General features: G+C 66.9%; 19 protein-coding genes. 3 read left to right on the top strand and 16 right to left on the bottom strand.

What is annotated here, in order from left to right; translation table 11 throughout:
• Positions 1-8: 8 nt before the first annotated feature.
• Complete coding sequence (tdh, locus tag SBP01_RS06385) at positions 9-1,055, bottom strand: L-threonine 3-dehydrogenase (RefSeq protein WP_275212558.1); 1,047 nt, start codon at positions 1,053-1,055, stop codon at positions 9-11.
• Between the two features lie 138 nt (positions 1,056-1,193).
• On the opposite strand from tdh, the gene SBP01_RS06380 reads away from it, so the two are divergent.
• Positions 1,194-2,105 carry a LysR family transcriptional regulator gene (locus SBP01_RS06380; RefSeq protein ID WP_275212559.1) on the top strand — a complete coding sequence of 304 codons (912 nt, stop codon included), beginning with the start codon at positions 1,194-1,196 and terminating at the stop codon, positions 2,103-2,105.
• Positions 2,106-2,195: 90 nt separating this feature from the next.
• On the opposite strand, the gene SBP01_RS06375 is transcribed toward SBP01_RS06380, so the two are convergent.
• The 5 genes from SBP01_RS06375 to SBP01_RS06355 form a co-directional block, all read right to left on the bottom strand.
• Positions 2,196-2,846: a hypothetical protein gene (locus SBP01_RS06375; RefSeq protein ID WP_320537883.1), complete on the bottom strand. Its 651-nt coding sequence runs from the start codon at positions 2,844-2,846 to the stop codon at positions 2,196-2,198.
• A gap of 192 nt (positions 2,847-3,038) precedes the next feature.
• The gene (gatB, locus tag SBP01_RS06370; protein ID WP_320537882.1) at positions 3,039-4,547 is read right to left on the bottom strand and encodes an Asp-tRNA(Asn)/Glu-tRNA(Gln) amidotransferase subunit GatB; all 1,509 of its coding nucleotides are present in this window, start codon (positions 4,545-4,547) and stop codon (positions 3,039-3,041) included.
• Entirely contained in the window at positions 4,547-6,103 is a 1,557-nt protein-coding gene (gene gatA, locus SBP01_RS06365; RefSeq protein ID WP_320537881.1) for an Asp-tRNA(Asn)/Glu-tRNA(Gln) amidotransferase subunit GatA, read from the bottom strand. The genes gatB and gatA overlap by 1 nt, the downstream gene beginning before the upstream one ends.
• A 3-nt stretch (positions 6,104-6,106) precedes the next feature.
• Positions 6,107-6,403 (bottom strand): Asp-tRNA(Asn)/Glu-tRNA(Gln) amidotransferase subunit GatC, encoded by a 297-nt coding sequence (gene gatC, locus SBP01_RS06360; RefSeq protein WP_255769685.1) that lies wholly within the window; start codon positions 6,401-6,403, stop codon positions 6,107-6,109.
• A gap of 145 nt (positions 6,404-6,548) precedes the next feature.
• A complete protein-coding gene (locus SBP01_RS06355; protein WP_320537880.1) occupies positions 6,549-8,090 on the bottom strand; it encodes a CitMHS family transporter in 1,542 nt (513 codons plus the stop codon).
• A gap of 156 nt (positions 8,091-8,246) precedes the next feature.
• Here SBP01_RS06355 and SBP01_RS06350 point away from each other — a divergent pair, with 156 nt between their 5' ends.
• Both SBP01_RS06350 and SBP01_RS06345 read left to right on the top strand, forming a co-directional pair.
• Complete coding sequence (locus SBP01_RS06350) at positions 8,247-10,115, top strand: ATP-binding protein (RefSeq protein ID WP_320537879.1); 1,869 nt, start codon at positions 8,247-8,249, stop codon at positions 10,113-10,115.
• Positions 10,108-10,770 (top strand): response regulator, encoded by a 663-nt coding sequence (locus SBP01_RS06345; RefSeq protein WP_275212566.1) that lies wholly within the window; start codon positions 10,108-10,110, stop codon positions 10,768-10,770. Before SBP01_RS06350 ends, SBP01_RS06345 begins: the two co-directional genes overlap by 8 nt.
• Before the next feature lie 218 nt (positions 10,771-10,988).
• On the opposite strand, the gene SBP01_RS06340 is transcribed toward SBP01_RS06345, so the two are convergent.
• From SBP01_RS06340 to SBP01_RS06295, 10 genes are all read right to left on the bottom strand, one after another.
• Positions 10,989-11,372, bottom strand: a complete 384-nt coding sequence (locus tag SBP01_RS06340) for a RidA family protein (protein ID WP_320537878.1) — start codon at positions 11,370-11,372, stop codon at positions 10,989-10,991.
• A gap of 48 nt (positions 11,373-11,420) precedes the next feature.
• The gene (locus SBP01_RS06335) at positions 11,421-11,924 is read right to left on the bottom strand and encodes a GNAT family N-acetyltransferase (RefSeq protein WP_320537877.1); all 504 of its coding nucleotides are present in this window, start codon (positions 11,922-11,924) and stop codon (positions 11,421-11,423) included.
• Positions 11,925-11,950: 26 nt separating this feature from the next.
• On the bottom strand, positions 11,951-12,769 hold the full coding sequence (locus SBP01_RS06330) for an inositol monophosphatase family protein (RefSeq protein WP_275212569.1): 819 nt from the start codon (positions 12,767-12,769) through the stop codon (positions 11,951-11,953).
• Positions 12,766-15,051, bottom strand: a complete 2,286-nt coding sequence (gene ligA / locus SBP01_RS06325) for an NAD-dependent DNA ligase LigA (protein WP_414004273.1) — start codon at positions 15,049-15,051, stop codon at positions 12,766-12,768. The genes SBP01_RS06330 and ligA overlap by 4 nt, the downstream gene beginning before the upstream one ends.
• A 97-nt stretch (positions 15,052-15,148) precedes the next feature.
• On the bottom strand, positions 15,149-15,412 hold the full coding sequence (locus SBP01_RS06320; protein ID WP_275212571.1) for a WXG100 family type VII secretion target: 264 nt from the start codon (positions 15,410-15,412) through the stop codon (positions 15,149-15,151).
• A 182-nt stretch (positions 15,413-15,594) separates the two neighbouring features.
• On the bottom strand, positions 15,595-16,188 hold the full coding sequence (locus SBP01_RS06315; protein ID WP_320537876.1) for a hypothetical protein: 594 nt from the start codon (positions 16,186-16,188) through the stop codon (positions 15,595-15,597).
• 121 nt (positions 16,189-16,309) lie between these two features.
• The gene (locus tag SBP01_RS06310) at positions 16,310-20,755 is read right to left on the bottom strand and encodes an FtsK/SpoIIIE domain-containing protein (protein ID WP_320537875.1); all 4,446 of its coding nucleotides are present in this window, start codon (positions 20,753-20,755) and stop codon (positions 16,310-16,312) included.
• On the bottom strand, positions 20,752-21,456 hold the full coding sequence (locus SBP01_RS06305; protein WP_275212575.1) for a hypothetical protein: 705 nt from the start codon (positions 21,454-21,456) through the stop codon (positions 20,752-20,754). The genes SBP01_RS06310 and SBP01_RS06305 overlap by 4 nt, the downstream gene beginning before the upstream one ends.
• Before the next feature lie 52 nt (positions 21,457-21,508).
• Positions 21,509-23,227, bottom strand: a complete 1,719-nt coding sequence (locus SBP01_RS06300) for a serine/threonine-protein kinase (protein ID WP_320537874.1) — start codon at positions 23,225-23,227, stop codon at positions 21,509-21,511.
• Positions 23,224-24,873 carry an FHA domain-containing protein gene (locus SBP01_RS06295; protein WP_320537873.1) on the bottom strand — a complete coding sequence of 550 codons (1,650 nt, stop codon included), beginning with the start codon at positions 24,871-24,873 and terminating at the stop codon, positions 23,224-23,226. Before SBP01_RS06295 ends, SBP01_RS06300 begins: the two co-directional genes overlap by 4 nt.
• Position 24,874 lies beyond the last annotated feature (1 nt).

Raw genomic sequence — 24,874 nt, 5'->3', positions numbered from 1 at the left:
GATGCTCCTTAGAGTTCTGTCCAGTCGAGGACAACTTTTCCGCCGACGCCGGCGCGGGCAATCTCAAAGCCTTTTTCCCAGTCACGGGCCGGAAGCCGGTCCGTGACGACTGCCGAGATGGCAGCGTGCAGAACCGGATTGGAGGACAGCATCGCGCTCATGGCGTACCAGGTCTCGTACATTTCCCGGCCATAGATGCCCTTGAGGGTCAGCATGTGCGTGACCACCTTGCCCCAGTCGATGGTGATGTCCTGGCTGGGCAGCCCCAGCATGGCAATACGGCCGCCGTGGTTCATGTTGTCGATCATCTCAGGCAGCGCCGTGGGGTGGCCGGACATTTCCATGCCGATGTCGAACCCTTCACGCATGCCCAGCTCACGCTGGGCGTCGCGCACGCGGGTGGTGGAGACGTCGATGGCGAGGTCCACGCCGAGCTGCCGGGCCAGGTCCAGCCGGGGCTGCGAGACGTCGGTGATGGCGATCTTGCGCGCTCCGGCGTGGCGGGCAACGGCGATGGCCATGAGCCCGATGGGGCCCGCCCCCGTGATGAGCACGTCTTCTCCCACCAACGGGAAGCTGAGGGCGGTGTGCACGGCGTTGCCGAACGGATCAAAGATCGCACCCAGTTCCGGGGTGACGGAGGGATCATGGTGGACCCAGACGTTGGTCTCGGGGATGACCACGTATTCGGCGAAGGCGCCGTCCCGCTGCACGCCCACGCTGACCGTGTGGATGCACATCTGCCGGCGGCCCGCCCGGCAGTTGCGGCAGATGCCGCACACCACATGGCCCTCGCCGGACACCCGGTCACCCACCTTGACGTCCCGGACGTCCCCGCCCGTCTCCACCACTTCGCCGTAGAACTCGTGGCCGGCGATCAGCGGCGCGTTGATCATCCCCTGCGCCCAGGAATCCCAGGACTGGATGTGCAGGTCCGTGCCGCAGATGCCGGTGGTCATGACCCGGATCTTGACGTCATCGGGACCGGCCGCGGGCTCCGGGCGGTCGACCAGCTCGAACCCTGCGTGGGCGCCGGACTTGAAGAGGGCCTTCATGGGCTTCCTGACTGTTGGCGGGCGCCCCGCTTCTGCGCGGCGGAAATCCTCCCTTCATTAGAGCCACTCCAAAGCATTAGCACAAGCAGTATTTTCTCAATCGACGATGAAGGATTCACTAACGCTTAGACTGGCGGAATGGAAATACACCAGCTGGAGATCCTTCGTGAACTCGGCGCCCTGGGCAGCGTGAAGGCCGTGGCGGAAACCCTTATGGTGACACCTTCCGCCGTCTCCCAGCAGCTGTCCCTGCTCCAGCGCGGTGTGGAGGTGCCGCTCACGCGGAAAGAGGGCCGGAACCTGGTGCTCACCGAGGCCGGTCAGGTGCTCGCGGACGCGGGCGCCGCCGTCGTCAGCGCCATGGCTGATGCCCGCACCGCGATCGGCGCCTATCACGGCTCGCCGGTGGCGCCGGTGACACTCAGCGGCTTCCACAGCGCGGGCCAGGCCTTGTTTGCCCCGCTGGCGCGGCTGCTGGACGCCCCCGGCAAGCCCCTGGTCCAGCTTTCCGACGAGGACGTGGCGCAGCAGGACTTCCCCGGGCTGACCGCACGTTATGACCTGGTGCTGGCGCACCGGATGGACCACAGTCCGCGCTGGCCCCGGGAGCGGGTGGCCGTCATTCCGCTGGCGCACGAACCGCTGGATGTCGCCCTCCCGGCGGACCACCGCCTCGCCGGGCAGCAGACGGTCACAGCGGCCGACGTCGTGGGCGAACCATGGGTGACCAGCCACACCGGGTACTCCCCCGCGGATGTCCTGTCCGCCGTCGCGGCCGTCTCCAGCAGGGAACTGAACATCGTCCACCGGATCAACGACTACTCCACGGTGGCGGCGCTGGTGGCCGCGGGCGGCGTGGTGGGCCTGCTGCCGCGGCACACGGCCCGGCCGGTGCTCAATCCGGGTATTGTGCTGCGGCCGCTGGAGGGGATCAGCACGCGGCGGCGGATCGACATCCTGGCGCGGCCGGAGAACCTGAAGCGCCGGTCGGTGGTGATGGTGTGCGAGGCCCTGCAGGCGATCATGACCGGGCTGGTGGAGCAGGACTGACGGCGCGCGTTCCTGCCCCCAAGTAGGTAGCGCTATGTGTCGTTTTGAGGGCGCAAAACGACACATAGCGCTACCTACTTGGGCCGGGGATCAGCTTTTACTGGTGGTTGCTTTGCGGCCGTTGGCGTGGCCCTTGCCATGGCCTTTGCCCAAACCAAGCCCTTTGTCCGCACCGGCCGGCGCACCCTTGACGATCCCCGCTGCCGTGGCCCGGTCCCCGTTCTTCACGCCCGAGATCCGCACGGCGTCACCGGCGGCGATATCCGCGATAGTCCCGGCTGTGGGCTGGAGCTTTTTGCCGTCCGCGCCCTTGGCCGGCGATCCGTCGGCGGCAGGCGAAGGGAACGTGGTGATTTGTGTTTCTGCGTTGACCGCGTAGTTCTGAGTGAAACCGTCTTCGCTCTTGACCGTCACCGATGTGGAGCTGACGGAGTCCACGGTGCCCCGTTGGGTCAGCTGCGTTTCAAAGGTCCCGTCAGCTTTCTTCACCACGCTTTCGCCGTGCAGCTGCTGGGGGCGCTGGGACTTGTGGGCTTTACCGGGCTGTCCCGGTGCCGCTCCCGGCGCGGATCCGGGCGCCTTTCCCGGCGCGGATCCGGAGGCCGACGGTGTCGGTGTTGGTGACGGGCTTGGCGAGTCACCGGCGGACCAGGCAATCGCCGTGCCCGCACCGGTCAACGCCAAAGCGACCATGCCGGCCAACATTGCCTTACGCAGCCGCATGGGCTCCCGGACTGACATGACGCACCTCCGCAGCACCGCAGGGCAGCGGCGCCCTGGGCCTTCAGTGTAAGACGGGCAGGCACCGCTGCGCACGAGTAGTGGGCAACCTCCGGGAAGTGAGTACTTAACGCCCAACTGGGTAGCGCTAAGTGCCGTTATGAGGGTTCAAAACGACACTTGGCGCTACCCAGTTGGGTTAATCGCGGGTGCTTAGCCCTCCACGCCCAGTTTTTCCAGGATCAGCTCCCGGACACGGGCGGCATCGGCCTGGCCGCGGGTGGCCTTCATGACGCCGCCGACGATCGCACCGATGGCCTGGAGCTTGCCGCCGCGGATCTTGTCCGCGACGTCCGGCTGCGCCGCCAGGGCGGCGTCGATGGCTTCCAGCAGGGGGCCGTCGTCGGAAACCACGGCCAGGCCGCGCTTTTCGACGATTTCCGCCGGGGTGCCTTCGCCGGCGAGGACGCCGTCCAGGACCTCGGTGGCCATCTTGTTGTTGATCTTGCCGTCTTCCACCAGCTTGTTCAGCTCCACGATGGTGGCCGGCTGGACACCCAGCTGGCCGGGATCGACGTCTGCGTTCTTGGCCCGGCCCACGATCTCGCCCATCCACCACTTGCGGGCAACAGTTGCCGAGGCACCTGCGGCAATGGTTTCCTCGATCTCGTCCATGACGCCGGCGTTGACAACGTCGCGGAATTCGAGGTCCGAGTAGCCCCAGTCAGCCTGCAGGCGCTTGCGGCGCGCGGCGGGCGGCTCGGGCAGGGTGGCCCGGAGTTCCTCCACCCACTCACGGGATGCGACGATCGGAACCAGGTCCGGCTCCGGGAAGTAGCGGTAGTCGTCAGCGTCGGACTTGGCCCGGCCCGACGTCGTCGTACGCGTGTCCTCATGCCAGTGGCGCGTCTCCTGGATGACCGGCTCGCCGGAGTCCAGGACGGCGGCGTGCCGCTGGATCTCGTAGCGGACGGCGTGTTCGACGGCGCGCAGCGAGTTGACGTTCTTCGTCTCGGAGCGGATGCCGAAGCGTTCGCGGCCGTGCGGGCGGAGCGAGACGTTGGCGTCGCAGCGCACGTTGCCGCGTTCCATCTTCGCGTCGGACACGCCAAGGTTCTTGACGATCTCGCGGACCGCGGCGACGTACGCCTTGGCCAGTTCCGGGGCCCGGCTGCCGGCGCCTTCGATCGGCTTGGTGACGATCTCCACCAGCGGCACACCCGAGCGGTTGTAGTCCACCAGCGAGAAGTCGGCACCCTGGATGCGGCCGGCCGAACCACCCATGTGCGTGAGCTTGCCGGCATCCTCTTCCATGTGGGCCCGCTCGATGTCCACGCGGAAGATGGTGCCGTCCGAAAGCTCAATGTCCAGGTAGCCGTCGTACGCGATGGGGTCTTCGTACTGGGACGTCTGGAAGTTTTTCGGGGTGTCCGGGTAGAAGTACTGCTTCCGGGCGAAGGTGCAGGACTCAGCGATCTTGCAGTTGAGGGCCAGGCCGATCTTGATGGAGGACTCGATCGCGGTCTTGTTCACCACCGGCAGGACGCCGGGCATGCCCAGGTCCACTTCGTTGACGTTGGTGTTCGGCTCGTCTCCGAAGTCGTTCGGAGCGGATGAGAACATCTTGGTCTTGGTGTTCAGCTCCACGTGAACCTCGAACCCCAGCACGGGATCGTACTTCTCCATGGCCTCTTCGAAGCTCAGGGTTGCGTCAGTGCTCATTATTTTGCCTCCTGGGTTTCGATGGAAGGGGCCAGCTCGGGAGCCTGCGCCAGCAGCGGGCCGCCCCACTTCGCTTCCAGCAGCGATTCGAGCACGGCACCCACCCGGTAGAGGCGGGCGTCCTGGCGGGCCGGGGCCAGGAGCTGGATGCCGACGGGCAGTCCGTCCTCATCAGCCAGGCCGCCGGGCAGGGTCAGCCCCGGTACGCCGGCGAGGTTGGCGGGGATGGTGGCGACGTCGTTGAGGTACATCGCCAGCGGATCGTTGAGCTTCTCGCCGAGCTTGAACGCCGTGGTGGGGGCGGTGGGCGAAATCAGGACATCCGCCTGGGCGAACGCGGCGTCAAAGTCCCGCTGCACCAGCGTGCGGACCTTCTGGGCCGAGCCGTAGTACGCGTCGTAGTAACCGGCGCTCAGGGCGTAGGTGCCCAGGATGATGCGGCGCTTGACCTCGTCGCCAAAGCCGGCGGCGCGGGTGGCTCCCATCACTCGTTCGATGGTCATGGGGCCGTCCTCGGGGAGAACGCGCAGGCCGTAACGGACGCCGTCGAACTTTGCGAGGTTGGAGGAAGCCTCCGACGGCATGATCAGGTAGTAGGCGCCGAGGGCGTACTGGAAGTTGGGGCAGGAGACCTCAACGATTTCCGCTCCCGCTTCCTTGAGCAGTTCCAGGGAATCGTTGAAACGGTTCTCCACGCCGGGCTGGAAGCCCTCTCCGTGGAGCTCCTTGATGATGCCGATCCGCAGGCCGTCCACGTTGCCCACGCGGGCAGCTGCCACGAGGTCATCCAAGGGATCGGGCAGGGAGGTGGAATCGAACGGGTCGTGCCCGCCGATGACCTGGTGCAGGAGCGCGGAGTCCAGCACGGTGCGGGAGACCGGACCGATCTGGTCCAGGGAGGAGGCCATCGCAATGGCGCCGTAGCGGGAGACGCTGCCGTAAGTGGGCTTGACGCCTACGGTGCCCGTCACGGCGCCGGGCTGGCGGATGGAACCGCCGGTGTCCGTGCCGAGGGCCAGCGGTGCTTCGAAAGCGGCGACGGCGGCTGCCGAACCGCCGCCGGAACCGCCCGGGATCCGGTCCAGGTCCCAAGGGTTGCGGGTGGGGCCGTAGGCGGAGTGCTCCGTGGAGGACCCCATGGCGAACTCGTCAAGGTTGGTCTTGCCCAGGATGGGCATTTTGGCGGCGCGGAGCCGCTTGACCACGGTGGCGTCGTACGGGCTGTACCAGCCCTCAAGGATCTTGGAGCCGGCCGTGGTGGGCTGGCCGATGGTGACGATGAGGTCCTTGACGGCGATCGGCACGCCTGCGAGTTCGTGGAGTTCCCCGGCTGCGGCGCCGCCGGCAGCGCGGATGGCATCCACTTCGGCGGCGACGGCGAGCGCCTCTTCGGTGTTGACGTGGAGGAACGCGTTCACGCCCCGTTCGCCGCCGTCGACAGCTGCAATCCGGTCAAGGAATGCCTGCGTGACCTCCACAGAAGTGACCTCGCCGGCGCGGAGCTTCTCCGCCAACTGGGCGGCGGAGAGGCGGATAAGTTGGTTGTTGTCAGTCATGTTCTATGCCTCATCCAGGATTGCCGGGACCTTGAAACGGTTCTCGTCCGAGTCCGGGGCTCCCGAGAGTGCCTGCTCCGCCGTGAGTGTATGGCCCACAACGTCCTCGCGGAAGACGTTGGTCAGCGGGATCGGGTGGGAGGTTGCCGGGACGTCATCACCGGCGGCTTCGCTCACGGACTTCACTGAATCAACGATGACGGCGAGTTCGCCGGCCATCCTGTCCAGCTCTTCAGCACTCATCTCGATGTGAGCGAGTTGCGCGAGGTGCGCAACGTCGTCACGGTTGATCGCAGCCATGGATCTCCCCTGCAAGTTCGAATTGTTTTCCGATCCAGTCTAGTGGGGAAACGTCAGTGCCCGTCTGACGACCCCCAGCGGGCGTCAGACGGGCACCTCGGTGCCGTGGTCCCGGTCACGGGGACCGGCCACAGGCAGCATAAGACTAACCGATACCGATAGCCCCGGTCAGCATTGCCATTGCCAACATGACCAGGCAAACCACGGCGGCGCGCCAAAGCACCTTTTTGTGGTGGTCGCCCAGGTCAACTTTGGCAAGCGAGACCAGGAGCAGGATGGCCGGAACCAGCGGGCTCTGCATGTGGAACGGCTGCCCGGTGATGGAGGCGCGGGCCATCTCGGCGCCGCTGATGCCGTAGTGCGCAGCCGTCTCGCTGAGGACCGGAAGCACGCCGAAGTAGAACGCGTCATTGCTCATGAAGAACGTCATGGGGATGCTGAGGAGGCCGGTGATGACGGCCATGAGCGGGCCCATGCTGGACGGGATGATCTGCACCAGCCAGGCGGACATGGCCTCAACCATGCCCGTGCCCTTCAGGACGCCGGTCAGGACTGCGGCAGCCATGACCATGCTGACTACGGCAACGATGGAGGGAGCGTGCGCCACGACCTGTGCAGCCTGGTCCTTGACGTGCGGGAAGTTCACCAGCAAGGCGATGGCCGAGCCCACCATAAAGACGTAGGGCAGCGGGATGATGTTGGCCACGAGGACCACCATCACAGCCACCGTCAGGGCCAGGTTGAACCAGAACAGCTTGGGGCGAAGGGTGGTGCGGTTGGGGTCCAGGGCCGTGCCGGCCATGCCGGTGTCGCTGTCCGCCGTGAGTTCGGTGCGTTCCAGCAGGGCCACACCACCGGTGTGCGCTGCACCGCCGACGGCGGGGCCTCCCGTTGCGGGAACAGGCGCGGGACCGCGGCCGGAGCCACCGTTGCCGGAGCCACCGTTGCCGGAACCATTCCGGACAGAACCATTCCGGAAGCTGCCGCTGCCGCCTGCAGATGTGCCGCCGTCGAACTCTTCAGCGGTAAAGGGTTCCGCCGAGGACGGCACTCCCCAGATTTCCGGCGCGGTGGCGCGGAGGCGGTTGCGCTCCTGCAGTCCAAGAACCCAGGCGAACACCAGTACCACGGCGAGGCCGGCGATGAGCGACGGGATCATGGGGACGAAGACGTCATTGACGTCGATCTTCAGGGCGCTGGCGGCGCGGGCGGTGGGGCCGCCCCACGGCACGATGTTCATGGTGCCGTTGGCCAGGCCGGCCACGACGGTGAGGACCACGGGGCTCATCTTCAGCCGGAGGTAGATCGGCAACATGGCGGCGGTGGTGAGGATGAACGTGGTGGACCCGTCGCCGTCCAGGGAGACTGCCGCGGCCAGCAATGCGGTGCCCAGGACGACCTTGGCGGGGTCGTTGCCAAGCTTGCGCAGGATGAAGCGGACCAGCGGGTCAAAGAGCCCCACATCGATCATCAGGCCGAAGTAGATAATGGCGAACATCAGCAGGGCGGCAGTTGAGGTCATGGACTTCATTGAGTCCATGACCATGTCGCCAAGGCCGAGCCCGGCGCCTGCGAACAGGCCAAAAACGGTGGGGACGATGATGAGCGCCAGCACTGGCGTCAGCTTCTTCGTCATGATCAGCACCATGAATACCGCGATCATTGCGAATCCAAGTAATACCAGCACGGCCGGCTCCTTCATTGTGAACAGCGGCACAGCGGTGTGACGCGTGCTACAGACTGTAGGGTGGCGGCCGTCACGGCTGTGGCTTTGGCTCAATTGATTGGCATACTGCTTATTCCAAGCATTTTGCGCATTCTGCTCACGCACGAAAGGAGGACCATGCCGCGTCCCTGGCGCACGCCGCCGATCCGGTTTTCCACCCAGACGCTGTTCCTGCAGCTCGGCGTGGTCCTGCTGGTGGTACTCCTGAGCACGGCCGTCCACGCCTGGCTGACCTACGACAGGGTGGGTCGCGAAGCCGAAAACCAGGCCCTGACCCTGGCCCGGGCGGTGGCCGCCGACCCCTCCGTGCAGGCCAATGTGCTGGCCATCAGCGAGCGCGAGGGCACTCCCCCGCCGGCCGATCTCCGCGCCGGGCCGCTGATGGCTGCCGCCGAGGCGACGCGGATCCGGACCGGCGCGCTGTTTGTGGTCATCACTGACGAAACCGGCCTGCGCCTGGCCCATCCCGATCCGGCGCGGCTGGGTGAAAAGGTCAGCACGGACCCCACCGAGGCACTGGGCGGCCAGGAAATCACCACCCGCAACACCGGTACCCTGGGCCCGTCGGCAGGTGCGAAGGTACCCGTCTATGCACCCGGCACCGGCACCGTGGTGGGCGAGGTCAGCGTGGGCTACTCCATGGAAACCGTCGGGCAGAGCCTGGAACGGGACATCGGACCTGTCGCCTTGACCGCTGCCGGCGCGCTGCTGGCGGGCGTGCTCGCCTCGTTCCTGCTGCGGCACCGGCTGCGGCGCCTCACCATGGGCCTGGAACCAGAGGAAATCAGCACCCTGGTCCACGACCAGGTGGCTGTCCTGCAGGGGGTGGACGACGGCGTCATCGGCGTGGCCGCCGACGGCAGGATCAGCGTGTTCAACGCAGCCGCACAGCGCCTCCTGGACCTGCCGGACCTGGCGGGGACTCCGTGGGCCGATGCACCCGTGCCGGCCCAGCTCAAAGCCCTCACCAGGGCAGATGCCGGCGAGGCCGAGGCCATCGAGCTCGTGGCCGGTGGACGTGTCCTGGTGGCGAGTGCCCGCAAGGCGCTGCACCGCAAGGAGGACCTGGGCTGGGTGGTGATGCTCCGGGACCGTACGGAACTGCAGCAGCTCACCCGGCAGCTCGACGCCGTGGGCACCATGTCCACGGCCCTGCGCGCCCAGCGCCACGAGTTCGCCAACCAGCTGCATACCATCGCCGGCCTGATGAGCATCGGGCAGCACCAGCAGGCCCGCGAGTACCTGGCCGGACTCGCCGCCACCGGGCCGTTGAAGTTCCCGGTGGACCAGGCCGAACTGCTCCAGGACCCCTACCTTCAGGCGTTTGTGGGGGCCAAGGGCGTGGAAGCGGACGAACGCGGAGTGACACTGCGGATCGGACCCGAAACCCTCGTCCGGGGTCAGGTCACCGAGCCGCAGGACGTGACCACCGTGCTGGGCAACCTGATCGACAATGCGGTTGAGGCCGCCGTCGCCGGTTCCGCCACTGACCGGTGGGTGGAGGTGGAGGTGCTGGACGAACCGCACGACGACGGCGGCACCCTCCTCATCGTTGTCGCCGACTCCGGCGACGGGCTGGCATCCGGGACGGACGGCGAGATCGTCTTCGCGGAAGGCTATACGACGGCGATGCGGGCGATCCGGCCGGGCGGTGGGGGTTTGGACAAAGTTGGTCTGGACAAAGTTGGTCTGGACGGAGGCGGCCGCCGTGGTGGAGGTCAAGGCCTTGGCTTGGCCTTGGCGCGGAAGCTCGCCAGGCGCCGTGGCGGGGACATCCGAATCCTGGAAACCGGCATGCCGGGTGGCCCCGGAGCTGTGTTCATGGCCTCCCTGCCAGGCACAACCGCCGGAGCTAAACCGGACATCGCTGACAGACCAACTAACGGGGCCAATGACGGAACTCTTTCCGGGACTGCGGGCTCCGGGACTGCCGGTTCCGGGACTGCGGACCATATCTACGCTTCAGAAAAGGATGACCATGCCTGAGGATTTCAGGGTGCTGATCGTGGACGACGACTTCCACGTGGCCAAGCTCCACGCCGCCTACGTCGACTCTGTGGCGGGGTTTATGGCCCTGGCGCCGGTAGGAACTGCGTCGCTGGCGCTCCAGGCGATCCATAGCCTCCGGCCCGACCTGGTGCTGTTGGACGTCTACCTGCCGGACGCATCGGGCCTGGACCTGCTGCAGCAGCTGGATGTGGACACGATCATTCTCAGTGCCGCCTCGGACGCTGCATCAATTCGCCGGGCTTTTCGCCGCGGCGCCCTAGGGTACTTGCTGAAGCCCTTTACGTCCGAATCGCTCTCGCAGCAGCTGCGTTCCTACGCCCGGTACCGCAGACTGCTCGGAGCGCCCGGGTCTGTGGACCAGGGCGCTGTGGAGCGGGCCAAGAGGGCGCTGATTCCGGGCGACGTGACACCGTCTGCCAAGCCGCGGTCCGCCACCGAGGCGGCGGTCCTGGAATCTTTAGCTGCCGGGGAGCAGTACTCGGCGGCCGAGGTGGCCACTCGGGTTGGCGTCTCCCGGGCCACCGCCCAGCGATACCTGTCCTCGCTGGCAGACGACGGCGCCGTAGATATCCAGCTCCGCTACGGGACCACCGGCCGGCCCGAGCACCGTTACGGGCTGCCTGCGCAGTAGCCAGTCAGGGCAGGAGGGCAGCGGCCAGTTAGCTGGGCACCAACGTGTCATCCTGCCGACTGTCGCTGGCGTTAATGAGGTCCGCCAGCGGGGTGGTTCCCAATCGGGGTGTTCGGAGACACGCCTCAGCCTGCCAACGAGCCAAATCACGCGCAGGAATTAGCGCCGGAGCAGCCCGTCAACAGCGCGAAGGCTGTACTTCTATGTGGATAACCGCTTTACTCGGCGCTCTTCTGGGCGACAAGTTCGATCTCGACCAGCATCTTCGGATCCAGGAACGGCAGGACATGCACCAGGGACAGGGTTGGGCGGATCCCGCCGAACACTTCGCCGTGGGCACGGCCGGCCTCTTCCCATTTGCTGATATCCGTCAGGTAGAGCTTGGACTGCACCACGTCATCGAAGCTGAAGCCCGCATCCTTCAGGACCGTGCCGAGCTTCTGGAGAATGAACCGGGTCTGGGTATAAAAGTCCTCGCCGACAACCCCGTCGTCACCGCTGGCTGCTGTGGCCGAGATGTAAAGGGTATTGTCCACCTGGACGGCCCGGGAGTAGCCGAGGGTCTGTTCCCAGACGGAGCCAGTGCCGAATGTTTTGCGCATGGTGGGCCTTTCGGTGCCGAAAAATGAGTCGGCACCACTGTAGGTCGGCTAAAGGTCGAGCCGATAAACCAACAGCTTTATGTCGGTGCCCGGAATCAACCAGTCCCGCTCCGGCACCCGCCGGAAGCCCGTCTTCCTGTACAGCCCGTGTGCGCTCTCCCACGTCCTGCCGGTGGTCAGGGCGACCCCGCTGATACCGTCCAGGCCTCGGGCGTGCTCCACGATGGCCTCCACCATCGCCTGCCCCGCGCCGCTGCGCTGCACGGCAGGGTCCACCACGAGCATCCGGAACTCCAGCTCGTCCCCGAGTGCAATGTCGGCGTACGGTTCCCCGGCCAGCGCCAGTGTCACGGATCCCACTACCTGCCGGTCCCGCTCGGCCACCCAAATGGTGGCCTTCGCTGCCCGCGCTGCCACGTCCTGGATCTGCTGCATGTACGGGTGGTCCGCGTTGTCGAAATGACCCGCTGCCAGGTACGAATCCACGGTTATCCGGGCGATGGCGGAAAAGTCTGCCTCAACGGCTGGACGAATGGTTATTTGCGAATGCACTTGACAATGTTAGTGCCGGTGAGGGGTCAGAGTGGAAACTTCCCGGCCAGCTCCAACGTTCCGGCGCAGGTCCAGGCCGCAAGCCTGTCCGCGTCGCTGGGCCCGCCGTCAAGCGGGCTGTCCAGGCGCGGACGCCGCACCCAGCAGCCGGCTTCCTCTGCGATCAGGGCCCCGGCTGAGTAGTCGTGTTCGTTCAGCCCGCGTTCTCCATAGGCGTCGTGGGTGCCGTCCGCCACGAGGCAAAGGTCCAGGGCCGCTGAACCCAGCCGCCTGACGTCCGCGAATCCCTCCATCAGCTCACCCAGCAGGGCGGCCTGTTCGGTGCGGACTGCCGGATCGTAGCTGAATCCGGTGGCCAGGATCTGGCCGGCCCGGCCGGCCACCGGCCCTTGGAGGGAGGTGACCCGGCCGCCCTCTTCCAGCCACGCGCCGTGGCCGCGGGCGGCATAGTAGATACGGCCAAGCGCCGGAGCGTTCACCACGCCGGCCAGCCATACGCCGTCGGAATCTGCGACTGCCACGGAAGTGGCGTAGTAGACGATGTTGCGGATGAAGTTAGTGGTGCCGTCCAGCGGGTCAATGGACCAGCGGTACCCGCTGGGCGCGGACGGCCGGGTGGTCCCGTGCTCCTCCCCCGTGACGATGTCCCGGGGCCGGGCAGCGGCGATCTCCTGCCGGACAGCATTTTCCGCGGCAACATCGAAAGCGGTGACCCAATCCCCGGCGTCCCCCTTATTGCTGACGTCCAGCGCCTCACCATTGCGCGTGGCGAGGACCTCGGCTCCGGCGGCGGCAGCCTTCCTGGCCACGGCCAGCAGTTCCAAGGCGAAGTCGGGGTGGTTCATTCTGTTGCCTCCAGGGATTCGGATGTGGCGTCGTCTGCCGTTGCGGTGTCAGCGGCGTTCTCAGGCGCGGCGGCAGGACCGTTCTCCAGAAGTTCCCGGAAACCGTCCTCATCCAACACGGGAATGCCGAGTTGCTCGGCCTTGTCCAGCTTGGTGCCGGCGTTCTCGCCCGCAACGACGTAGCTGGTGTTTTTAGAGACTGAGCCCGCTGCTTTGCCGCCGCGGGTGAGGATCGCTTCCTTCGCCTCATCCCGGCTGAAGTCAGGCAGCGAGCCCGTGACGACAATGGTCAGCCCTTCAAGGGTCCGGGGTGTTGATTCGTCGCGTTCGTCCTCCATCCGGACGCCGGCCGCGGCCCAGCGGTCGAGGATCTCCAGGTGCCAGTCCTCGGCAAACCATTCCTTGAGCGCGGCAGCAATGGTGGGGCCCACACCGTCCACATGGGCCAGGTCTTCCTCGGAAGCGGTGCGGATGGCATCCATGCTGCCAAAGGCGGTGGCCAGTGCACGCGAAGCCCGGGGCCCGACGTGGCGGATGGACAATGCCACCAGTACCCGCCACAACGGCTGGCTCTTGGCCTTTTCAAGCTCCTTGAACAGCTTCTCCGTCGTGGCGGTGGGCTTCGATGGGGATTTCGCAGTGCCCTTACTGAAGAAGTACGGGACCAGTTCAAACTCGCCGGTAGGCACCCCCTTGGACCGTTTTTCCCGCCGGATCCGGACATTCGCGAGGTCCTCGGGCTTGAGGTCGAACAGGGCGGCCTCGGAAACGAGCGGCGGGATTTCCGGCTCGGCAGGCTGGGTGAGTGCGATGGCGGCTTCCCACCCGAGGGCCTCGATATCGAACCCGCCGCGGCCGGCCAGGTGGAAGACGCGTTCGCGGAGCTGGGCGGGGCAGGACCTGGCGTTGGGGCAGCGGATGTCCACGTCCCCCTCCTTGCCCGGGGCGAGGGGGGTTCCGCAGGACGGGCATTCGGTGGGCATCACGAAGTCACGGACCGGCGGGTCCTGCTGGTCGCGCAGGGCCAGCACGGGGCCAACGATCTCCGGGATGACGTCGCCGGCCTTGCGCAGCACCACAATGTCGCCGATTTTCACACCCTTGGCCTTGACCACGTCCTGGTTGTGCAGGGTGGCCATCCCCACCGTGGATCCCGCGACTTTGACGGGCTCCATCACGCCGTACGGTGTCACGCGCCCGGTGCGTCCCACGTTCACCGCGATGTCCAGCAGCTTGGTATGGACTTCCTCCGGCGGGTACTTGTACGCAACGGCCCACCGCGGCACACGGGTGGTGTAGCCGAGGGCGCGCTGGGTGGCGAGGTCGTCCACCTTGACCACAATGCCGTCGATTTCGTGCATCAGGCTGTGCCGTTTGTCGCCGTAGCGTTTGATGAACTCCAGCACTTCCTGCAGGCTGCCCAGAACCTCAAAGTACGGGCTGACGGGCAGGCCCCACTTCGCCAGCAGGGCGTAGGTCTCCGACTGGGTGGCGGTCTCCAGACCGTCGCGCGCCCCAAGTCCGTGGACAAACATCCGCAGCGGCCTTTTCGCTGTTTCCGCCGGGTCCTTCTGCCGGAGGGATCCGGCAGCGGCGTTCCGGGGGTTGGCCAGCGGGGCCTTACCAGCCTCAATCAGCGCCTCATTGAACTCTGCAAAGGCCTTGGACGGGATGAATACCTCGCCGCGCACTTCCATCTCGGGCGGGAAACCGGCACCGGTCAGTTCCTGCGGGATTTCCTTGATGGTCAGCACGTTGTGGGTGATGTCTTCCCCTGTGGTCCCGTCACCGCGGGTCGCGGCGCGGACCAGTTTGCCGTCGCGGTACAGCAGGTTCACGGCGAGGCCATCGATCTTGAGTTCCGTCAGCCAGGCAGGCCTGGCGGTGTCACCGAGTTTGACGATGCTGGCCTCGGCCTTGGTGATCCAGGCCTCCAGTTCCTCCAGGGAAAAGACATCTTCGAGGCTGTACATGCGTTGCAGGTGTTCGACGGCGGCGAACGCGGCGGAGACTTCGCCGCCCACTTCCTGCGTCGGGGAGTCATTGGCGACGAGTTCGGGATGCAGGGCCTCGATCTCCTCCAGCCGAAGGAACAGTGCGTCGAACTCGGCGTCCGAGACCAGGGGTTCGTCCTCCTGGTAATAGGCGAAGCGGTACTTCCTGACCAGGTCAACCAGCTTCTCGTACTCTTCGCGGACTGATCCGGAAGGGACGGCTTCCGGTTCGGTCACATTCTCGTTGTTGGCGGCTGTAGCCTCTGCGGGGCCGGTTGCTGTGCTCACAGACCTATCTTGCCCTACAGCGCTGACACTTGCCTTGTGGCCGGACACGCGACGGGGCCCGGACGGTTCGTCCGGGCCCCGTGCAGGCAAAGCGGGTTTAGCGGGAAGCCTGATCCTGCTCATTGGCGTTCCTGGTGGCCTTCTGGCCGGCATCCTTGAGCGCCTGGATGACCTGGTTCAGCGCACTCGTGTGCGTCCCGGACCACTCGCCGCGGAAGTGGTCCGCGTCCGGGCCCTTCCACACGGTGCTGTCCAGCAGCCGGGTCAGGTTGCTCCGCTCCTGCTCGATCGTGGAAGCACCGGCCTGCAGCTTCGTGCCAAGAGTCCTGAGCTGCTCTACATCTGCGCCCCAAATAGCCATCAGTTTCTCCTCATAAAGTCATTGGATCCGATCCGGATCGGCATCCCCAGCGGCCCCCGGCTCATCCGGAAGATCCATTGCCCCCAACCTATCCCGGCCCCCAAACCCCGTCGATGGGCACCGCTGCCCATGCAGCCCTCACCACGGGAGTTCCTCCCGGGACAGCACACGAAGGCAAAGCGTCAGTGCGAGGAGAGCCGGTTCCGTCCCCACCAGGCGAACGCCAGCCCGGCGATTCCCACCAGCAGCACGCCCGCCATGATGGGCAGCAGCCCGGCGTTCCCGAACAGTCCGGGGCCATCATTCCGGGACACTGCGGCCGCCTGCGTAGGTTTGGCCGACTTGGTGACCGGTGTGTTCCAGTTGGATTCAACGGACGGACTTGCGGAAGTGGCGGAGGGTGGGATTGCGCTGATGGTGGCCTCCGGCGTCGGGGTTTCCTGCTCCGGAGAAGCCATGGGCTCCGGGGCGACCGGGGTAACCGGAGCGGGAGCGGGCGCAACCGGGACGGCGGGGACCGGCGGGGCCGGTGGAGGCGGCGGGATGGTGGGAGCGGGGGTGGGGGTGGGAGTTGCCGACGGAGGAACGGTGGGCTTCCCGGTGCCGGGAGAAGTTGGCTGGGGCTTCTGGTCGGCGGGAAGAAGCCCGCAGACCACCGCGCAGCCGGTGTCGCCGTTGTCGGCCTGAGCGGGAGCAGCCGCCGCCCAGCTGAGCGTAAGTACCAGCACCGCCATCACCGCGACGACGCCGCGCGGCACGGAAGAACATCGGATCATGGTTACCTTTGCGGTTGGCGCGCGGCACCCCTCCGCGGCGAACTAGTGTTGCCGGTAGTCTTCTACACCGCACCGGGGCCCGCAAATCCAAGGATCGGTTGGCGTCCGGTGCGGGCCGAGCTCAGTCCCTGTTTTCCGGTGGCAGGGCGATCTGGAGTTTGCGTGCCTTGCCCCGCCCCACAATGTAACCGCGGCCGGGGATGAACTGCGGGCTCACCCGGCCCAGCGACGTGCTGAGCAGGCTGTCGCCTTCGATGTCACCGGGGTTCATCAGCAGCCCGCGCCGACCGGACTTGAACGGCTGCGCCAGGGACCAGGCGGAGGACCACGTTGACGTCTCGGATTCGCCGATGACCCACTGGTCGGCCTTGATGGACGCTGTCACGAGCTGTGAAACGCCCGATTCCGCCACCGTGTCCGTGAACTCGGTCAGACCCTCGATGAAGATGGCCACCTTGCCCGGGTTTCCACTGGCATGTTCCATCAGGTCTTCCACAATTTCGGACAGGTCATCGGCGCCCACCACGGAACGGTTCCACAGCGGCAGTGACGCCACGGCGGACCGGCGCGAGCCGATGTACACCAGTTCCGTATCGGGGTTGGACCGGCGCAGCGCATAAGCCAGGCTGACCAGGGCCACGGTGCGTCCTGAGCCCGGAGGTCCGGCCAGGAGCAGCGAACCCTTCGCCATGATTTCGGCGGGCTGCAGCGTTTCGTCGTCGACACCGATGACCGGGAGGTCCGGGCTGCCGGCGGGCAGGAGGTCCAGGTCCACCTGTTCGGGCAGCCGCTGGATCTTTGGTGCCTGGTCCAGTCCCTGGCGCAGCATTGCCTGGCTGAGCTTGTGGACTTCGCGTGCCTGGAGTGCCAGGTTGGAGTTCCCGCCGAGGACGGCCAGCTGCACCTCGAGGCCGCCCAGCAGCCCGCGGCCCGGCGGCGAGGAGGAACTGAGTACATCCCTGGGTACATCCATCGAAAGGTAGTCGTCTTCGGAGGACAGCCGGAGCACCAGGCGGCGCTGGATTGAGGCCAGCAGCGATGCGGGCACGGAGTTGGGCCGGTCAGCGGTAACAACAAGGTGGATTCCGAGGGGGCGGCCGTCGGTGGCCAGCTGGAGGAAAATGTCCCACAGCGCGGACAGTTTGCTGTACTCATAGGTCTCGCGGAACGCGGACATGCCGTCAACCAGGACGAAAATGCGCTTCTCGTCCGGGCGCTCCGCCAGTGTCCGGTATTCAACGATGGTGGACGCCCGGACATCGGCGTAGCGCGCGGACCGTTCGTCGGCGATGTCCCGGAGCAGCCGCAGCAGGCGGCCTACGCGCTCCACGTCGTCGCCGTCGAGGATTTCACCCACGTGCGGCAGTTCGTCGAGCATCTTCAGCCCGGAGGAGCCACAGTCAATCCCGTAAATGTGGACGGGACCGCCCCGGGGCGTGACGGCGGCGGCGATGGCGATCCCCCGCAAAGCCGCGGATTTGCCGGAGCCGCCCGTGCCGTAAATGGCCATGTTGCCGTCTTTGTCCGGTTCGTAAAACACCGTGGGCTGTTCCTGGCGGGCGGGATCGTCCGCCACACCCAGCAGCAGCCGCTCGTCGGTCCGCGGATTCGGCAGCTTGGAGAAGTCGTAGGTGGTGGCCAGCTCGTCCAGCCACGGCTTGCGCGGCGGCCGGATGGCCAGTGACTCGGCCGCGCGGACAATGTTGGCGGTCATCCTGGCGATGTCGTTGGGTCCGGCCGGAGCTTCCACCACGGGTTTCGCGGGAGCGGGTGCCTCCCAGGTGGGCCCGGACCCGAAGGCCATCTCCACGATGTCGATCTGGGGGCGCTGGGGTTTATCCGTGGTCCAGCCCCCGGCGTAGCCGGTCTGGAAGCCCTGGATGCGGCCGGGTCCGGTTTTGGCCGCACCGCGTCCCGGGATGGAGGGGTCGAAGTAGGCTGCTTCCGGCACGCCGAGGATGTCCGTGGCATCGTCTTCATCGGCCATGCGCAGGGCCACCCGGAGGTTGGTGTTGGCGCGCAGGCTTTCCTTGATGACCCCGGCAGGACGCTGCGTGGCCAGGATGAGGTGCAGGCCCAGGGACCGGCCGCGGGCGGCCACGTCCACCACGCCGTCAACGAATTCGGGCACTTCGGTGGCCAGCGCCGCGAACTCGTCAACGATGATGACCAGGTACGGCGGGGCATCGGGATCGGCTTCGCGCTGGAGGGCCAGGAGGTCCTTGGCTTTCTTCCGGTTCAGCAGGTGTTCCCGGTAGTGCAGCTCGGCCCGCAGCGAGGTCAGGGCGCGGCGGACCAGGTGCTGGGAGAGGTCGGTGACCAGGCCAACTGTGTGGGGCAGGTTCAGGCAGTCGGCGAACGCAGCCCCGCCCTTGTAGTCCACGAAGAGGAAGCTGACCCGGTCCGGGCTGTAGGCCGCTGCCATGCCCATGACCCAGGATTGCAGGAATTCGGACTTGCCGGCACCGGTGGTGCCTCCCACGAGGGCGTGCGGGCCCTCGTTCTTCAGGTCCAGGTACAGGGGTTCGATGCCCTTGGAACCCACCAGGGCGCGGAGGGTTCCGTTGTCCTTGCGGTTGGGCACGGCAGAGGCATGGACCGAGTTGTTTTCTTCCCAGCGCTCAGCCACGGCCTGCGGGTTGTCCAGGAAATCCTTGCCGATCAGGGTGGCATAGGACACCGCGCGCGGCAGGTCCGAGTCGTCCGTGACGGGTTTGCCGACGTCCACCACCGGCGCCAGCATCCGGGCGAGCTGGGCGGCAAGTTCGGCGTCGAGGCTTTCGCAGCTGACCGGATAGGTGTGCCGGCCCAGCCGGACCTGGCCGGTGGTGGTGCCGTTCCCGCCGTCGACCACCATGAAGTCACGGCAGGCGGCCGGGAGCGCCTGGATGTCCGTGGCCACCCACATCACGTGGACGCCGGAGTCCGGCCCGCGTTCGGCGAGCCGGGTCAGCCTGCCGCGGTCCACCGGGGCGTCGTCCTCAACGATGACCAGGACCGCAGGAAGCACCGGCGCCGGGAGTTCGTGTTTGGCCGGGTCAATCAGTCCCCTGGCGTCCGGAGCCGGGAGCTGGGCCAGCGCCTCCCGGGCATCGAGCAGGTCCTCCAGCCGGGCCAGCAGCGAGGACCCGCTGGCGGAACCCGCGGCCAGGTGGTCACCGGAGAGGGGGCTGTGGCCGGAGCCCACGTGCGGCAGCCACTGCAGCCAGTCCCAGCGCTGGCGTGACTGGGCGGAGGTGATGGCTGTAACCACGGCTTCAGCAGGTGAGTGCAGTCCGACGAACTGGAGGACCATGCCGCGGGCAACGTCGTCCACCAGGCCGCGTGCGCCGGCCATGCCGAAGGCCCCTGACGTGCGCAGCTGGGAGACTACCGGTACGCCTTCGATGTCCCGGAACTGCTTGAGGCAGCCCTGGATTTCGCGCATGTATTCAGCTTCGGTGTCGTTGCTGCTGGGTTCCTCGAACACAATGCGCGAGGGACTGGTGCCCAGCCCGAACCGCAGCCCCAGGAACCCGAGGTGCTCCGGGCGGTGGGTCCACAGCAGCGGGCCCAGTTTGTAGATGGCGTCCACGGTGTCGCTCACCGAGGGCGCTTCCTGCAGCCGGACTGCCCGTTCCACGTGCTGCAGCTCGGTGATGTCCTGCCGGAAGGCGGCCATGGACCCGCGGAACTGCTTGAGCTGCTCCTTCTGCTGGCGCCTGGACTGCATCTTGTGGTCCACGTAGTGGCCCACAATGAACAGCGGCATCATCATCATGAAGATCACCGAGAGCATGTTCCGGGTGACCGCAAACATCACGCCACCCAGCAGGAGCGGCGCCATCAGCATGATGTACGGGAACGCCTGATGGTCCGGCCTTTTGGGCCCGGCCGGGGGCACGCGCTTGGGCGCGTCGAAGCGAGGAACAACCCGCGGCGAGCGGTTGAAATCGACAAGGGGCGACGTCGGCGCTGCCGCATGGTTATGTCCCAGCGGCACCACTGTCACGGTGGTCTCCCCCAGCGTGACAGTGTCCGAGGAATTAAGCGTTGCCCGGGTCACGGGGAGGCCGTCCATGAGCAGGCCGTTGGCGGAGTTGGTGTCCACGATTTCCACGCCCTCGCCCACGGTGATGCGGGCGTGTCGCTTGGAGGTCAGCGGGTCCGAAAGCCGGATGTCAACGTCCCGGTCCCGGCCGATGTAGCTGGTGCCGGAGGGCAGCGAAAACTCCTGCCCGACGTCGGGCCCTGAGAGGATCCGCAACGTTGCCGCAGCGGGCCCGCGATTGGCCCCGGGAGCGTTGAAGTTCTCGCTGACCTCAGCCAGCGAGATCACGGAGCCCGGCCGCAGCCCCGACTCGAGGAGGTTGTCGGTCCGGGTGAGGATGTTGCCCCGGATTCCGCCGCCCACAAAGGCCTCGTCGATGCGCAGGGAAAGGTTGTCCGGCGCCGGGGATCCTTTCCGCTCGGGGTCCGCCACCCACAGTTGCGTGGCGATGTCCGCCACGGTGGCGAGTCCGTCCACCGTGACGGCCAGGTCCTTGGTTTCAGCCGGGTCCCGGCGGAGTGTCAGCCGGATCCTCATCCTTCGTCCACGCCTCTCATCTTTTCCAAAAGGTACAGATCCTCGACGGTCACCAGGTGGGTGGTGACGGCGTGTTCGACGAGCCGGGCACGCCGGTTGGTGGCCAGTTTCCCGCCGCCGCCGCGGAGGCCCGCAACGCCTACCCGGTCGAGCTTGTCGCAGACGTTGTCCAGTTTGCGGTTGAACCGGGTCAGCGCCCAGCCCAGGGTCCTGGCAGCCGCCGCCGACGACGGGATGGCGCTGAAACCTGTTCCTTCGCGCCGCAGCATGGGCTCGGCCAGTGCCACGATGAGCGCCTTCTGTGAGTCGGTGAAAACGACGGGGCCGATGGTGGTGTCGCCGTTGCTGTCGTCTTCCCGGGCCTGCTGTCGGAAGGCCGGCGTTTTCAGGTGCACCGCAAACTCGTAGGTGGTGGGGCCGGCCGTGAAAATGATGTTCGTGTGGCTGAAGACGAGCGGGATGCGGGCGCCCGGGGACAGCCACGCCTGCATGCCGCCGGAACCGTCCGCAACGGTGGCTGACAGCATCCGGCCCACGTTGCTGAGCCACCAGATGCCGTCGTAGCGGGCCACCTGCAGGAACTGGCGGTGCAGGTACGGGTTGTCGTCCACCTCAAGATCGCCCTCCCGGCCGATATTGAAGATTTCCTCATCGGACGGTTCGTACCATTCACCACAGAAATCTATTGCTAGATCCCCCATTTTCCGTGCCTCCTCGTTGGGCAAAACGCGTGCTTTTGGTCAGGTTCGCTGGCTATTTCGTGTAGCAGGTTCCTGAGGGTCCCTCCATGGGGGACGCGGTTCCGTCCGACCTGACAATCATGACGTCAATGCAGGTGATGTTGCGTCCCGGCGCCGGCTGGACCTCGGCGCGGGTGCCCTTCGCCACCTGGTACGGCCCCGGTTCCCGGGTCACGAAGTCCGTGAGGCGCCACTTGTAGGTGTCGCCGTCCTTCGGCTGCGGGTTTGTCCAGGTAAAGACAATCCTGCCGTTGGGGCCCATCACACCGTCGAGGCCGGTGACATCAGGGACCGTCCCGCTGTCCAGGGCATCCGCGGGCGGCTTGCTGATTTGGCCGGTTTCCGCCACTTTCGGTTCCGGTGCGGAGGATGCCAGCACTATGCCCACCACGATGGCCAGAATCAGGACCGTCCCGCCGGCGAACGCAAGCCACAGGTTCCGTTTGCCGTGGTCCGGGGCAAGCTCCGGGGCGGTTTGCGGCGCGGCCACGGGCCGGCTGATGGTGGCGTCGAGCTCCGGTTCTGCGCGGGCGCCCCTGGTGCCCGCCGGCTGCCCCGTCTGCTGTGCCGTTTGCGGTGCTGTTTGCTGTCCCGTTTGCGCTGGGAGCAGCCCCGGCCGTTGGACCGTGGCGTCCGGCACTGAGCCGTAGTCGGCGGCCGGCGCGCTGCCGCGGAGCATCGTGGCGTGGGCCCACTCCCCTTCGGGAAAGCCCGACGGCGGGCAACCGGCCTCGGTCCCCTGGGGCCGGGTGCGTGCCGGGAAAGTCGGGGCGCTGCCGGTCCGCTCGGGATCGATGGCAGCAACGCTCCTCACCCGGGTCTCCTCGAAACCGTCGTCCGGGTGGCTGTCCTCAGCTGACTCTTCGAGCACTTCAAAGGGCGTGACCGAGAGGTTCAGTTCGGCCTGGATCCGTTGCAGGGCCAGGGCGAAGGCGTGGGCCGAGGAGTACCTGGAGGCGGCAGGTTTGGCCATGGCCGTGGCGAGCGCGCGTTCCAGCGATTCGGGCACGTCCGCCCGGCCCAGGCGGGGCAGCTGCGAGTTGGTGATGCGGGAGATCAGTTCACGCTGGGAGTTGTCGGTTCCGGGCATCACGAACGGCGACCTGCCGGCCAGCAGGGTGTACAGGGTGGCGCCCAACGCCCACACGTCCACCATCACGCCGTCGACGGGGCCGTCGGTGAACTGTTCCGGCGGCGACCACGGGATGGACATCCCGGCGTCGTCATCGGTGTCGCCACCCAGGGTGCCCGAGATGCCGAAGTCCGTCAGGGCGGGCCGGTTGTAATCGGTCACCAGGATGTTGGCGGGTTTGATGTCCCGGTGGGCGATGCCGGCGCGGTGGGCGGTCTCCACGGCGGAGGCCACCTGGATGCCGACGGCGAGCACCTCGTCAACGCTGAAGCGCTGGCGGCGGTAGCGGACATCCAGGCTGGGCCTGGAGCAGTACTCCATGGCCAGGTAGGAGTGCCCGGCCGCGGTCACCTCCGCCTCGTAAATCGTCACGATGTACGGGTGGGAGGAGAGCTGGGCCATCAGGTTGGCCTCCGACTCGAAGCGGCGCCGGGCGCCCTCGGTCTTCAGGTCCGAGAGGAGAACCTTGACGGCCACCTTCCGCCGTGGGCGGTCCTGTTCATAGAGGTAGACGTCGGAGAACCCGCCGGAGCCGAGCAGGCTGATATACGTAAACCCCGGGATGTGGGGCGGCGGCGCAACGGGCCGTTTGGAACTCAAAGAATCTCCTCAAAACGCAGTGAGATGTCGTCGCCCAGTTCCGCAATGTCGCCGTCGAGCAGGATGGCCATCTCGTTCTGGGCCAGGCGGCGCGGCTGTTGACCCTCGCGGACCAGGACCGTGCCGTTGGTGGCTTTCAGGTCGCACAGCATCACGTGCCAGCCCTCGAGCCGGACTTCAACGTGGGAACGCGAAATGTCGCCGCCGGGGCTGGCAACCTGGACCAGCCGGGGCATCACGCCGCCCTGCACGCGGGAAACGGACGGCTGCCGGCCGATCACCAGTGACTGGTCCAGGTCCACGAGTTCACCCGTGGACACGCGCATCCGTCCCAGCCGTGGCCGGGCAACCTGGATGGCGTCCGGCGGCAGCGGTGAACCGCACACGGCACACTGGGCGTGGGTGGGCGGGTTGGCATGGCCGCTGCCGCAGACCAGGGCCAGGACCAGGGGGCCTGCCCCGGGGACAGGTTCCTCCGGGGCAGCGGGTGCATTCGTGGCCGCCAGGTCGCTCTTCATGATGGTCTGGCCGTCATGGTCCCCGTCGAACCCGCCGGGATCTGCGGCCGGGTCGGTGGCGGGAGCTGTGGTGGGAACAGGGGCGGGGGCCGGTGCCGCTGCGGGGGCGGGCGCCGGGGCCGGGGTGAACGATGGCGGGGCCTGGGCGGCAGGCACGCTGCCCGCTCCGGTGCGCCACGGGACCGAATCAATGAGTCCGCCGCCGACGCCGGGGGCAGCGATCTCAGCCGGACGGGGTGCGGCGGGTACAGGGAGGTCCGGAATTTCCGGCCGGGCGCCAGGTTCAGGTGTTGTTGCCAGGGCCGGGCCGGCGTCGGGTTCCTCAGGCTCGTCGCGTACCGCGGCGTCCTCGATGCGGCGGATCACGGTCTTTTCCCACAGATGGTCGTACGTGCCGGTCAGGTCGTGGGCCGGCATCTGGTCGCCTGTGGCAGCAGGTTCGACGTCCGGTGAAGGTTCTGCCTGAGCCCCCTGCCCGGGCTCGGCTGCCTCCGCGGCGTCGTGGGAGTCGTCGTCCATGAGCCCCAGTACTGTCTCCGCCGAGACCTCCGGTGCAGCTGCGTCTGCGCCCTGCGCAATGTCGGGCTCCAGTGCTGCAATGGGCTGAAGCGCAGCGGCAGGCTCGTGTGCCATGGTTCCCTGCACCACGACGTCCTGCGCTTCGATGTCCTGCGCTTCAGCCGGGGCATCCGTCACTGCCACGGTCAGCGACTGCAGCAGGACCACGCCTTCAATGAGCGGCAGGTGTGGCCCGGGCCCATTGCCGCCGCCCACGGTCAGCCGGCACCACTCGGGCAGGTCGAAGCGCCGCTCGCTCCAGGTGGTGACATCCCGTCCATTCAGCTCCACAGGGCCGCCGGGCAGCTGCACCGTCAGGTCCAGGTCACCGCGGAGGAACACCCGCAGCGCGTCACGGAAATCCACGATGCCAAAGGACGGCATCCTGGCCAGGGAAACCCCGAAGCTGCTGGTGACCGCATGAAGGACTTCATGCACTTCCGGAGCCTCCCCCAGCAGGTCCCAGATGGACTGGACGAGCGCCGGCGGGGTCTCCGGCCCCAGGAGGACAACGGTGCGCGAACGAAGGACGCCCAGCCAGGTGCCTGCTGTGTACTTGGCAGTGGCCATC

Origin of the sequence: Pseudarthrobacter sp. IC2-21, assembly GCF_034048115.1 — a bacterium.
Classification (GTDB): Bacteria; Actinomycetota; Actinomycetes; order Actinomycetales; family Micrococcaceae; genus Arthrobacter; species Arthrobacter naphthalenicus.
This window is presented reverse-complemented; position numbering and strand designations above follow the sequence as displayed.

Excerpts from the sequence above, each read along its gene's own strand:
- tdh (WP_275212558.1), bottom strand. The coding sequence starts at position 1,055 with ATGAAGGCCCTCTTCAAGTCCGGCGCCCACGCAGGGTTCGAGCTGGTC.
- SBP01_RS06380 (WP_275212559.1), top strand. The coding sequence starts at position 1,194 with ATGGAAATACACCAGCTGGAGATCCTTCGTGAACTCGGCGCCCTGGGC.
- SBP01_RS06375 (WP_320537883.1), bottom strand. The coding sequence starts at position 2,846 with ATGTCAGTCCGGGAGCCCATGCGGCTGCGTAAGGCAATGTTGGCCGGC.
- gatB (WP_320537882.1), bottom strand. The coding sequence starts at position 4,547 with ATGAGCACTGACGCAACCCTGAGCTTCGAAGAGGCCATGGAGAAGTAC.
- gatA (WP_320537881.1), bottom strand. The coding sequence starts at position 6,103 with ATGACTGACAACAACCAACTTATCCGCCTCTCCGCCGCCCAGTTGGCG.
- gatC (WP_255769685.1), bottom strand. The coding sequence starts at position 6,403 with ATGGCTGCGATCAACCGTGACGACGTTGCGCACCTCGCGCAACTCGCT.
- SBP01_RS06350 (WP_320537879.1), top strand. The coding sequence starts at position 8,247 with ATGCCGCGTCCCTGGCGCACGCCGCCGATCCGGTTTTCCACCCAGACG.
- SBP01_RS06345 (WP_275212566.1), top strand. The coding sequence starts at position 10,108 with ATGCCTGAGGATTTCAGGGTGCTGATCGTGGACGACGACTTCCACGTG.
- SBP01_RS06340 (WP_320537878.1), bottom strand. The coding sequence starts at position 11,372 with ATGCGCAAAACATTCGGCACTGGCTCCGTCTGGGAACAGACCCTCGGC.
- SBP01_RS06330 (WP_275212569.1), bottom strand. The coding sequence starts at position 12,769 with ATGAACCACCCCGACTTCGCCTTGGAACTGCTGGCCGTGGCCAGGAAG.
- SBP01_RS06320 (WP_275212571.1), bottom strand. The coding sequence starts at position 15,412 with ATGGCTATTTGGGGCGCAGATGTAGAGCAGCTCAGGACTCTTGGCACG.
- SBP01_RS06315 (WP_320537876.1), bottom strand. The coding sequence starts at position 16,188 with ATGATCCGATGTTCTTCCGTGCCGCGCGGCGTCGTCGCGGTGATGGCG.
- SBP01_RS06310 (WP_320537875.1), bottom strand. The coding sequence starts at position 20,755 with ATGAGGATCCGGCTGACACTCCGCCGGGACCCGGCTGAAACCAAGGAC.
- SBP01_RS06305 (WP_275212575.1), bottom strand. The coding sequence starts at position 21,456 with ATGGGGGATCTAGCAATAGATTTCTGTGGTGAATGGTACGAACCGTCC.
- SBP01_RS06295 (WP_320537873.1), bottom strand. The coding sequence starts at position 24,873 with ATGGCCACTGCCAAGTACACAGCAGGCACCTGGCTGGGCGTCCTTCGT.